General features: G+C 44.4%; 9 protein-coding genes. 7 read left to right on the forward strand and 2 right to left on the reverse strand.

From position 1 onward, the window contains the following. Positions 1-22 precede the first annotated feature (22 nt). On the reverse strand, positions 23-1849 hold the full coding sequence (locus tag AB1L17_RS18300) for an assimilatory sulfite reductase (NADPH) flavoprotein subunit (RefSeq protein WP_412846386.1): 1827 nt from the start codon (positions 1847-1849) through the stop codon (positions 23-25). Positions 1850-2185: 336 nt separating this feature from the next. Here AB1L17_RS18300 and AB1L17_RS18305 point away from each other — a divergent pair, with 336 nt between their 5' ends. The 4 genes from AB1L17_RS18305 (at position 2186) to AB1L17_RS18320 (ending at position 5611) form a co-directional block, all read left to right on the forward strand. After that, positions 2186-2587 carry a hypothetical protein gene (locus AB1L17_RS18305; RefSeq protein WP_412846387.1) on the forward strand — a complete coding sequence of 134 codons (402 nt, stop codon included), beginning with the start codon at positions 2186-2188 and terminating at the stop codon, positions 2585-2587. Positions 2588-2716: 129 nt separating this feature from the next. Beyond that, positions 2717-3412 (forward strand): response regulator transcription factor, encoded by a 696-nt coding sequence (locus AB1L17_RS18310; RefSeq protein WP_412846388.1) that lies wholly within the window; start codon positions 2717-2719, stop codon positions 3410-3412. After that, positions 3405-4514, forward strand: coding sequence for a HAMP domain-containing sensor histidine kinase (locus AB1L17_RS18315; RefSeq protein ID WP_412846389.1), 1110 nt, complete (start codon positions 3405-3407; stop codon positions 4512-4514). The genes AB1L17_RS18310 and AB1L17_RS18315 overlap by 8 nt, the downstream gene beginning before the upstream one ends. Before the next feature lie 161 nt (positions 4515-4675). Then, positions 4676-5611, forward strand: a complete 936-nt coding sequence (locus AB1L17_RS18320) for a YndJ family transporter (protein WP_412846390.1) — start codon at positions 4676-4678, stop codon at positions 5609-5611. 68 nt (positions 5612-5679) lie between these two features. Here the strand turns inward: AB1L17_RS18320 and AB1L17_RS18325 are convergent, their stop codons facing one another. Next, positions 5680-6348, reverse strand: a complete 669-nt coding sequence (locus AB1L17_RS18325) for a YdeI/OmpD-associated family protein (protein WP_412846391.1) — start codon at positions 6346-6348, stop codon at positions 5680-5682. A gap of 578 nt (positions 6349-6926) precedes the next feature. Between AB1L17_RS18325 and AB1L17_RS18330 the strand changes: the two genes are divergently transcribed. The 3 genes from AB1L17_RS18330 to AB1L17_RS18340 all read left to right on the forward strand — a co-directional run bounded on the left by AB1L17_RS18330 (position 6927) and on the right by AB1L17_RS18340 (position 11769). Beyond that, entirely contained in the window at positions 6927-7094 is a 168-nt protein-coding gene (locus AB1L17_RS18330) for an FDLD family class I lanthipeptide (protein ID WP_412846444.1), read from the forward strand. Between the two features lie 147 nt (positions 7095-7241). Next, positions 7242-10466 (forward strand): lantibiotic dehydratase, encoded by a 3225-nt coding sequence (locus AB1L17_RS18335; protein WP_412846392.1) that lies wholly within the window; start codon positions 7242-7244, stop codon positions 10464-10466. After that, on the forward strand, positions 10456-11769 hold the full coding sequence (locus AB1L17_RS18340) for a lanthionine synthetase C family protein (protein ID WP_412846393.1): 1314 nt from the start codon (positions 10456-10458) through the stop codon (positions 11767-11769). Before AB1L17_RS18335 ends, AB1L17_RS18340 begins: the two co-directional genes overlap by 11 nt. The last annotated feature ends 11 nt before the right edge of the window (positions 11770-11780 follow it).

An 11780-nucleotide genomic window follows, 5' to 3' on the forward strand; every position in this document is an offset into this window, starting at 1 on the left:
CCCTCTCATTCTTGCTCGAAACTCAGTAGACATCTCGCTGATAACGTTTTTCCTGCTGCATCCGTTTCAAATACGCAACTGCTTCCTCCGAATCAAGTCCACCCTCTTGTTGGAGTATGGTGACCATGGCTGCGTGAACGTCATGCGCCATCTTCTTCTCGTCTCCGCATACGTATACGTGTGCCCCATCCTGCAGCCATTGGTAGAGCTCCTTACTCTTCTCAAGCATCCGGTGCTGAACATACACCTTTTGACTTGTATCACGAGAGAACGCGACATCCATGCGCGTCAGTACACCCTTTTTGAGCCAGCGCTGCCAGTCGAGCTGATAGAGAAAATCTGTGGAGAAATGCTGATCACCAAAGAAAAGCCATGTCTTGCCTGTTGCCCCCAGCTCCTCCCGTTCTCCCAGGAAGGAGCGGAATGGAGCGACTCCCGTGCCGGGACCAATCATGATTAGGGGGATGTCCGGGTTTGCCGGAAGCTTAAAGTTGGGGTTGTGCTGCACAAATATCGGCAATGTATCACCCGTTTCCAAACGATTCGCAATATAGCTCGAACAAACACCGTAACGCTCTCGACCACGAGCCTCATATTGAACATTGCGAATTGTCAGATGAACTTCGTCTGGGTAGGACTTTAAGCTGCTTGAGATCGAATAGAGACGAGGCGGCAGCTTTCTAAGTATGGATACGAATTCTTTGGAAGACACGCCCTTCAAATCGTAGTCCACCACCAGATCTAACAAATCCCGATTTCGAACATAATCTCGAAGCTCTTGCTCGCGTCCTTCCGCAAGCAGTTCCTGCAGCCCGTTTCCTGAAGAAAGCTGTACTGCTTGTTCCAAAAGGGGCTTGGTGAGAACCGTGATTTCATAATGGCTGGAAAGAGCCTCTTCCAACGGGCGCTCTTCCCCATTCTTATTAATCGGAACGAGCTCTTCCGGCTTCCAGCCCATTGCGTCCATCAGCTCACGGACAAGGCCGGGATGATTCTTGGGATAGATCCCCAAACAGTCGCCAGGTTCATACTCGAGATTGGAGCCCTCAAGGGAGATTTCCAGATGGCGGGTTTCCTTATCCGCCCCGCGTCCGTTCAGATTCAGGTTCGCAAGCACCACGGCGTGAAACGGATTCGACCTTGAATATTCAATCTGTGTCCCTGCCTCGATCGCTGTACCTTCGACGATTGCGCTTGCAGCAGCAACCTGCGTTGCCGAGGTTTCACTGAGAGCGGCCAGGACATGATTCATCCATTCAGTTGCACCCTCATCGTAATCGACATCGCAATCGACTCGGGGAGTAAGACGCTTGCCGCCGAGCTCTTCCAACCGCTGATCGAACTCTTTACCGGTTTGACAGAAAAATTCATAGGAGGTGTCGCCTAATGCCAGCACGGAAAACCGTAGGCTATCCAGTTGAGGCGCCCTCTTGCTGTGCAGGAATTCATGGAAGGAAATCGCATTGTCCGGTGGTTCCCCATCCCCGTGTGTGCTTACCACAACAAACAGGTTCTGAACCTTTTTCAACGCATTCGTCTTGAAGTCGCTCATGGAGGAGAGAGTTACGTGGAAGCCGTGCTCCTGAAGCTTTCCGGACAGCACCTTGGCCAGCTTTTGGCTGTTCCCGGACTGAGATCCGAAAAGCACAGTCACGTCCTTGGATATGACTTGCCCATTTGCTACTGAAGCGGCTTGAATCCCAGCGGCCATCGGTGCGTCCACTTTATGAAGAGCAGCAAGATAACCACTCAGCCAAACCTTTTGCACCTCCGAAAGCGTGGGCAGCAACCGATTCAGGAGCTCCACTTGTTCCTGACTAAAAGGACTGTCTGTTACCTTAAGTACCAACGATATGCACCTCGCACAGGACAAAAATTAATCCGAGTATTCTTATCTGATTATTTACTATAAGCTACCACAGGAAGAGAACCCGAGCAATTGGAATTCGTTATTGTCATCATAAGTTTTCCTAATCATTGGATAACAGCATGAAGAAGCCCGGACCTAAGATAAGGAGCCGGGCAGGGGATGTTCTAACGTACTTTCGATCTGAAGTAAGTCAGCTGCATGATGACTTAAGAAAAATTTTAATTTCACCCCACAGTTTTTTTAAACAATTCCTTTTACCCTAGATAAAGCAAGTAAGAGATTTACTTGCACAAAAAAAATGAAGGAGCGAGAGAAATGAAAAAGAAATGGATGACAACTGCATCAGCTTTGTTACTTACAGGAGTAATGGGTACGGTTATACCGTATGCGTATGCAAATGCAGCAACAGAAGCAACAGTAAATGTAGCGCCAAAAGAGAACCTAGCCCTAACCATTTCATTTATTTTTTCTGAGAATGGCCAGTCTGTCACTATTAAAGACAGTCAACTAGGTGAACATAAGGCCACACGTGAAGATCTCTCCAAGAAGTTAGGTATAACGGCAGAAGATCTTAATCTATCCTCACGTATGATTGAAATGAAACCAAATGCGACAGGCGATAAAATTATTGTCAAAGAAACTTCCTTTAAAGGTGAAGTGAAAGAGTATGAGAGCAGCGACCAGGATGTCCTCATGCTGTTCGGGCTTCACAAGTAAATAAGCCGGTAAGGTAAACTAGTCCTCATTCTTTATAAAAGGTGGGGACTAGTTTACACATGAGGAGTAGGCTCGTAATGAACCTGATATAATAAAACAAAGCGATTTTCGGGTAAGGAGTTGTATCAGATGAATCATACTACAATCTTAATTGCCGATGACGAGGTGGAGATCGCGGAGCTCATTGTATTACACCTGGAAAAAGAAGGGTATCAAACTATCATCACAACTAACGGCGAAGAAGCTATTCACACCATTCGTACTCATTCTATCGATCTAGCCATTCTAGATATCATGATGCCCAAATTAAATGGCTATGAAGTAACCCGACAAATTCGCGAACACTATCACATGCCTATCATCTTTTTGAGTGCCAAAACGACAGACATGGATAAAATCTCCGGGCTTGTAATGGGGGCGGATGATTATATGACCAAGCCTTTTAACCCAATGGAATTGGTCGCTCGCGTAAATGCCCAATTACGTCGTTCCAAACAGTTGAATCAACCTAACACAGTGTGCAGTCCAGCGCTGGAGGTTAGTGGATTGGTCATTTCTCCTGATCAACGCACAGTTAGCCTTTATGGTAAATCTATAGAGTTAACTCCTAAAGAGTTTGATATTTTGTATCTACTGGCCCGTTATCCCAAAAAAGTTTTCAGTGCCGAAAATATATTCAAACAGGTATGGGGAGAAGCCTACTTTGAAGGTGGAAATACTGTCATGGTTCATATTCGCACCTTACGGAAAAAACTTGGAGACGAAAAAAACAAAAACAATTTGATCAAAACAGTATGGGGCGTGGGGTATTCATTCAATGGCTAAGATACTGCGAAGCTTTCGATTTAAAATGATTCAGTCTTTAGGGTTAAGTATGCTAATATCGGGGGCAATCTCTTTTTTAATCTATTCCCTTCTCCAGCTTTTTTATCAATCCTTTTATCGGTATGTAGAACCGCTGCTCGCTGTACGCCAATTCATCAGAAAAATGGGAGATATTAATGTCTTCTTGATCATTTTTATCCCGCTTGCGATCTTCTTTTTCTTTCTCCTCACCAAACGTTACACGACATATTTTGAAGAAATCTCCACTGGAGTTAATCGCCTCGCCAATGGCGATTTTACAAGCCGCGTTCACATCACATCCGATGATGAGTTCGGCGATATTGCCAAAGACATTAATCTGGCCATTAAACAATTGCAATACGCTATGGAAAGAGGAGATTTTGCAGAAAGCAGTAAGGATCAATTAGTCTTGAACTTGGCCCATGATTTACGTACACCTTTGACTTCTGTCTTAGGTTACTTGGATTTCATCCTGAACGACGATCAATTGACACGTGAACAAGTAAAGCATTATTCAACGATTGCTTTTACCAAATCCCAACGATTAGAAAAGCTTGTTAATGAGCTATTCGAAATAACTAGAATGAGTCACGGAATGCTTCCGCTTGATAAAAGGCAACTCAATCTGAGCGAACTGCTGATCCAATTAAACGAGGAAATGTATCCCGCCCTTGAGAAGCACCATCTTACAGCTAGATTAGATGTAACTGCGGATTTGCCTATTTATGGTGATGGCGACCTGTTAGCAAGGGTATTTGAAAATATAATGACCAACGCTATCCGTTATGGAAGTGAAGGTCTATATGTTGATATCAATGCGTATACGGATGGCGAAAATGTCGTGATTCAATTAATAAATTATGGGGATGTAATCCCGCCGGATATGTTGCCGCATCTCTTTGATATGTTCTTCACTGGCGACCAATCCCGGACCCATCAAGGGGGAAGTACAGGTCTTGGCTTATTCATTGCGAAGAATATTGTAGCGCAGCATAACGGAACTATTACCGCTGAAAGCAATTTGGCTCGTACACTTTTTGAAGTGCGATTGCCATTGCAGCAAGTGCCTTTAGCCGAGTGATTAATTCGGATGGTGAACCAGGCGGTTATGGCGGTGGATTAGCACGTAATCTAATAATAGCCCTCAAAAAATGTGTTAAACTACTAAAGCAACCGCCTAGCTATTAAAAGGCTATCACAGTAAGAAATGAACATTCACGAATGACTTTCTGGGGGCACGTGATGAAACCATTGCTAGTACCGGCGATTCCCGGTGCAATCATTACCATCCTTATCTTTTCTTTAGACTACTTCCAAATCGAGCTTGTCGATAAATTTCTCCTGTTTGCGGCTTTCGTCATTGTACCTCTCGTGATTATACTTTTGAGCTATGACGAAAAGAATAAGCATCAACGGATTATGTATTCTGCGATAAAGCTGCTTCAATTTCCCGCAGCGCTGCTTGCCTTAGCCTCTGTAATGGGCAGCAATATGTGGGGACTCGAAAGCACAGCAATACCAGGAACCCTCTCCCTCGGGTGGCTACTGTTCACATTACTTCTCTGCATCTATGGCCTGTCCATTATAGTGAATCGCAAGGGAAGAGCAGCCGAAATAGCAATTGGCGCAGGGCTCGTTTACTTTTTTATCGGGGGCATTTGGTTCACCCTGTATCAGTATCAGGTTGACCTCTACCAAGTTAAGTACGAAACGCACGCCCTGAGCTCGGTCCACTTTCATTTCTCCTCTGCCATCGTTCCGATTTTTATCGGCTTACTGGGTCGGATCATGACGAAGAAAAGCTGGTATCCCTGGGTCGTTGCCATCGATATCATCGGGCCGATTTTGATTGCTGTCGGTATTATTTTCTCGAAGCCGATTGAGTATATTGGAGTCACCTTGTTCGCCTGTAATATTGCGATTTACACCACTTATCTGCTTGCTTACTTGAAGAAAGGCTCTTTTCGCAATAAGTCAGCCTTCTTTTTAGTCCTTTCTTGCATTTCCTTTTACACAATTGTCGTCATTTCCATTTGCTATCCGTTACTGAAAAACCTGTTTTCCTTAACCATACACGATTTCATTCCGATTTACGGATCGCTGCATGCGTTTGGGTTTGTTTTATGTGGGTTGATTGGATGGGTGTATATGATAGATTCTCTTAAAGAAAAACGCTAGCTGGCGAGTTTACAACAAAGAGCCCACGATCCGGGGGCTCTTCTTGTATTTCATCTTCAAACAGCGTCTTATTTACTCCTCCGATAGAGATCAATGCTTTTAAAGCCCTCAGCCAAGACCGCAATCATTTCGGCTCGGCGCTTTGCCCGTGTCCCCTCTTGTACGGCACTATATACATACCGAGCCCAATCCTTTTGGTACCCGGGTGTGAGTGATTGGTAAAAAGCGAGCTCTTTTGGCGCATGGCGCAGATCCTCTTCTATTTTCGGCACATAGTCAATATAATCATCGACGCATTGACTCGGTTTAGAAGAAGCTTTTGCCGCCTTCTTTTTCTCATTTTTAAATCCGACAACCGTAAATACCTCATTCATGCCGACCATTCGATTAAATTTGATCGTGCTTGTCCCGATATAGCCATCTTCGTCGGCTCCTAATCCATCGAATAATTCATCCCGATGGATATAAGTCGGATAGACTTTATTCCCTTTCTTGGGATAAGCAACGTATAGAAGCCCTCCCTCCAATAAGTAGCTATGGTCGATTACCTTCTTCATGAGCTCCTGCAATGACTTCATATCCAATACGAAAGCAAAGATCATCTCATATTGCACGTCTTTCAACTCATGGTCCGCTTCTATAAGAACGGCTAAGCTCTCCTCACCCTCCGGTGTATGTAAGACAGCCGTTTTTTGATATTTTTGCAGGTTCAGCTTCTCAACGATTGTTTTTGACATGATGCATCTTCCCCTTCATTTCATGGTGCGGCGGAGCCAAGCCTATCTTGCTTACTTTCTTCCTGCCCAAATATACATAAATACGATACCACGTATGAAAAGAAACAACGGAAACTTACTGGTAAAGTGCCCCGAAATTACTCGATTACTCTATTTTCTTGAGTAATATTTCCATTCATTATTCGACATTTTTTGATTATTTCTTGTCCCGAAATAACTTTATACAAATACAAATTCATGCAGTTGATTAACCATTCATTCTCATTTACAACACTTTTGTCGAGCTTGCGTGCTGCATAAAAAACTTGCTGTGATCCCATTATGGCTCTTACTCGGTTCTCTGATCAACCCACTCCCGTCATATTTTTTCCAAAAACTAATATCATATTCTAAATTTTATGAAATATCGAAATATGTTGAAATTATTGTGTTGAATTCTATCATTTTCTTTGTTTTAATCATTTTGGAATAACTGGGTATATTTCCCTTTTACCCATTACTCTTTGTGCTCCACATTGTCAGCTCTTTCACTCATCTAAAACTATTAAAAACTGGGGGAACCGAAAATGAACAAAGACATGTTTGATTTGGATGTACAAGTAAACGCAGTAGGCACTAATAATGCTGAACCAAACACAATAAGAACTGCATTGTGCTGGGTTACCAGAGTAACTTGCAGAAGTACTTGCACTTGCGTATGTACGGCTATGTGCACACCAGGTTGCCCATTCTCCGACGAGAAATAAGATAGCGTCGAACTAAAAACCAATGTGGAGCACAAATCTTCTTGGGGCAGTTAGCCCCAGCTATATGGGTAGTAAATGCTTGGTGCAAGACGTTTCTTTCACCAGCATTTACTATCCTTTCCCCATTTACAAAAGGAGGGATCTAAAGTGGAACGTCAGTCAAAAGTGAAACAACACGCAAAGAAAGAATCCCGATCCTTTTTTCGAACGATGGATTTTTTCATGCTACGAACGCCATTGTTACCTATACATATGTTTTTGGAGTTATGTCAAGCCGATTGGAAACTGGACAAGCTCGATCCTAGAAAACAAGCTATCATTCGAGAGTGCCTTGCCGTTGCCAGTCCTTCATTGCTTGAATCGCTAAACAACAAACGGGAGCAGTCTGACCGGGAGCAGCATGAGCAGGTTGCAAGGAGCTTGCTACGATATGGAATCCGAATGAGTACGCGTTCGACGCCATTTGGGCTATTTTCCGGAATAGCCTGTGGGCATTTTGATACAAACACCAATCTCCTCGTAAACAAAATGGAGCAGCATAAAAAACGAAGCCGCCCTGACATGGAATGGCTGCTGAAAATCGTTCAATCTCTGGAAGAGAATTTTGATGTGGTCAAGCAGCTTCACCTTCAAGCAAACACGATGTGTGAGGTAGTGGGTAATCGGGTTTCACTGCCGTATATGACGCGGTACGGTCAGAATCACAATGGCTATCAAATAGAAAATGCCTCGATTGCGATGAATGATTTGATCGCTCTCGTTTTACAAAAGGCAAGAGAACCGAACCTGTTTATGGAATTATTGCAAATCATTAAACAATCATACCCGGATACGGAAGACAGCCGAATCGAATCCTTTTTGTTTCAGCTGGTTAAAAATGAGCTTCTGTACACAAGCCTTCGTCCGCGTCTCACCCATTCATCGCCGTTTGATCATCTGCTGAATGTATTAAATCGTGTTGAAGGTATTGATGAACTGTGCCAGCAGCTGCTGTCGATCAAGCAGGCAATCATCGCCTATGACCAGTTAGAGATTGGCCAGGGAGAAACACATTTCCTCTCCACGCTCTCCCAAATGAAATCGGTAGAGTCATCATCGTCACAGTTACAGGTAGATTTATCGTTGTCAACTGAGCAGGTGACGCTTCCGAAATCGATTGCCAAGGATTTGAGCAAAGCAGCCGAGCTGCTGTGGAGACTATCACCCAATCATGTTGGATGGCCTCATTTGGCGGAATATCGGGACTCTTTTATTGAACGATACGGTTTTGAACGAGAGATTCCCTTGCTTGACTTGCTAGATGAAAACAGGGGGTTAGGTGCTCCTGCCACCTATGAAAATCCCATGAGCAAAAGAAACTATACCCCGTCTAGCCACGACAAAATAAATGAGAAAGTTCTTTTGCAATTGTTGTCCCACTCGCTTTTGACAGGACGCAAGGAAATAGAACTGACAGACGATCTGATCAAGAAGCTGGAGCCGGTATCACCTAAATGGGAACATGTCCCGCTTTCGATGGAATTGTATGCCTCCCTGTTTGCCCCTTCAGCACAAGCCCTGGATAACGGTGAGTACACTGTTCATATAGGTGGAAATACCGGATCCATGTTGGCAGGAAAATCATTTGGACGATTCGCTGACATGCTTGGAGAGTCGTTCGAAGAAAAACTGGAGCAGATCAATCAGGAACACCAGAAGGCATACCCGGACAGTATATTTGCTGAAGTTGTTTACTTTCCAAGGCACGGAAGGGTCACCAACGTCGTTCTTTCGAAAAGCAAACGGGAATACGAAATTTTGATTGGTGCCCCTTCCCACGAGCATCACTCGACGAGTATTCCCCTATCTGATTTGGTTATAGGGACTACATCGCATTCCTTCTATTTAAAATCACGATCAATGAATAAGGAAGTCATTCCTGTTACAGGCCATATGCTTAACTACGTGGGCTCTGTTCCCAATGTTTATCGGTTTCTGTGTGAATTAGGGATGGAAAAGCAGCGAAATTGGATGCCTTTTAGCTGGAGCAGCTTTCGTCATGCCCCTTTTTTGCCTCGTCTGCGTTACGGAAAGATTATATTCGCACCAGCTACGTGGAATGTAGATCCAGAATTATTGTCTGTTTCCAAAAAAGATGGAAAAGAAGACTGGATGGAAGCCGTGCAAAACTGGAAACGCCAATACCAAGTGCCAGATTACGTGTATATCACCGACCATGACAACAAAATGCTGCTCGATCTGAAAAGTGAAAGACATCTGGCCGAGTTGATACGGGAGCTTCAAAAGCTGAATTCTGGCGAGACTCTCGTTCTGACAGAAGTAGGCGCTGAGCTGAAGGACTGTGTCGTTCACGGAAAAGACGGTGCCTTTCACATGGAATGTGTCTTCCCACTTGTAAAAAATACGCCAGTCGAAGCATCTGCAACCGAATCCGTTTCTGTGGCCACAGGTGTAAAATCGGGTTGCACAGTTATTTCTGATCAAGAACGGTTGAAAATGCCAGGCAGTGATTGGCTATTCTACAAGCTTTACTGTGACGAAACAAGAATGGATGAGTTCATTGCCTTTCCGCTTCAGTCCTTATGCGAAGCGATGCATACAAAAGGAGCTTGTCAAAAGGTATTCTTCATGAGGTACACCGATCCGAAACCACATATCCGTTTGCGTTTTCAAGCGGCATCCACCGAAGGACTGCAATCCATTTTCTCAGAAATGTATCAATGGACGTATGAAATGCAAAAACAGGGCTACCTATCCAAAACAACTATCGATACTTATGACCCTGAAATTGAACGTTATGGTGGACCTAAATTGATCCCCCTGGCTGAGGAATTATTTTCAATGGACAGTTTGGTTGTGGCTCATTGGCTACAACTGCATCGTACGAAGCAGATGAATCTACCATTGGAGAAGATTGCGGTAATCAGCATCATCGACCTTTTGCATCAATTCTTGCATTCGATCGACGAAAAGCTAAGCTTCCTGAACAATATTATTTCGTATAAAGCCTACCTGGATGATTTCCGCGCAGACAGAGAGTTCTACCTGAAGGCGGGACGCTATACGAATGATTGGCAAGAGCTGAAGCTGTTGGAGGGTGGTTCCGTTCTCCATCAGCTCTTCCAGGTTAGATCAGAAGCGATCAAAAACTTTTCTACGGTCATGCATTCACTGAAAGCCCAATCGGAGCTGTATAATTCGCAGGAGCAAATCATAGGCAGCATCATCCATCTTCATGTAAATAGGCTGCTTGGAGTAGATCGTGAACGGGAAAGGAAAGTGATGACCTTGGCCCGCCATACCCTGCACAACTTGCGATATTCCCTGTTGCAAGAGGAAAGTCGCACAAAGGAGACCGCGCATGCTTTCTAATACAAAGAGCTGGCAACCGATTAAAGACGTTACGTTGATTAAAAATATGGAGTACGTAGTAAAGCAGGTAGCCCGTAAGCTTCAATTTCCTCACGAGGTTCTGGGCCAACCTCTTCCTGGTACAGACTCGCTTGCCTCCGGTGCATTGGGCATCGTCCTCTTTTATGCGGAATTGGATCGCCTGTACCCCGATGAGCAATGGGATGTCGTCGCACATAACTATTTGGTACATGTACAAACCGTGATTAACACAGATATGTTTGACTCGTTTTCCCTGTGGAGTGGTTTATCCGCAGCACCTGTGGTCGCCTCCATTCTTGCCCGTGATCGAGGCAGATATCAAAACTTCATCGAAAAACTGCATATTCTTATACAGCCTGCGATTGATGGGTTCATTGACCAAGCCCGAGGGCGAATCGGGAACAATGTACACATGCCTGATTACGATGTAATAGAAGGATTAGCTGGTATCGGTCGCTATCTTCTTTTCTTTAAAGAGCACCCTGCATGCAAAGAAAACCTTAACAAAGTATTGTCATATATTATACAATTAACTAAAAATATCCAATTGAATGACAAGAGTGTTCCTGGCTGGCATATCAGAAGTGAGAATCAGTTCTTGGAATTTGAAAAAAAACGATACCCAAATGGCAACTTTAATCTCGGGATTTCTCACGGGATTGCCGGTCCGTTTGCCTTGCTCTCTCTTGCTTTACTAGAGGGAGTAGAAGTGGCGGGACAACGAGATGCCATTCGCCAGCTTAGTTCCTATTATGGTAAATGGATGGCGCAAGACGAGCATGGACCTATTTGGCCGGAGAGAATCAGTTTTGAAGAAGAAACATGCGGACAGATGCAGAACCATTTTGCCCATAATGCATCATGGTGCTACGGAGAACCAAGCATAGCACGAGTATTGTGGCTGGCTGGTGAAGCATTGGGCGACACTAAGATCCAGTCTTTGGCACAACGAACTTATCACTCACTCGTCCAGCGATCAGTGGAATCACTCAGTTTCGAGTCCCCGACCTTTTGTCACGGCTATGCAGGCACACTTTGGATGCTCCAACGAATGATGATGGACACGGGCCCTGATGCTTTTGAAGCATATCGCGAGAAACTGGTAAACCAGATTCTGAGCGATTTCAATGATAACCATGCTTACGGATTTCAAGACATTGAGCATGGACAATTTCGGGACCTGCCAGGATTGTTGGTCGGTGCAGCAGGAGTAGCACTTGTCTTACTAAGCTGCCTGAGTTTGGATGAACCCGAATGGGACTGCATTTTTTTGCTTAAATAGCTGAGTTAGGG

The organism is Brevibacillus jepli (genome assembly GCF_047229145.1).
Classification (GTDB): domain Bacteria; phylum Bacillota; class Bacilli; order Brevibacillales; family Brevibacillaceae; genus Brevibacillus.

Excerpts from the sequence above, each read along its gene's own strand:
- AB1L17_RS18305 (WP_412846387.1), top strand. The coding sequence starts at position 2,186 with ATGAAAAAGAAATGGATGACAACTGCATCAGCTTTGTTACTTACAGGA.
- AB1L17_RS18310 (WP_412846388.1), top strand. The coding sequence starts at position 2,717 with ATGAATCATACTACAATCTTAATTGCCGATGACGAGGTGGAGATCGCG.
- AB1L17_RS18315 (WP_412846389.1), top strand. The coding sequence starts at position 3,405 with ATGGCTAAGATACTGCGAAGCTTTCGATTTAAAATGATTCAGTCTTTA.
- AB1L17_RS18320 (WP_412846390.1), top strand. The coding sequence starts at position 4,676 with ATGAAACCATTGCTAGTACCGGCGATTCCCGGTGCAATCATTACCATC.
- AB1L17_RS18325 (WP_412846391.1), bottom strand. The coding sequence starts at position 6,348 with ATGTCAAAAACAATCGTTGAGAAGCTGAACCTGCAAAAATATCAAAAA.
- AB1L17_RS18330 (WP_412846444.1), top strand. The coding sequence starts at position 6,927 with ATGTTTGATTTGGATGTACAAGTAAACGCAGTAGGCACTAATAATGCT.
- AB1L17_RS18340 (WP_412846393.1), top strand. The coding sequence starts at position 10,456 with ATGCTTTCTAATACAAAGAGCTGGCAACCGATTAAAGACGTTACGTTG.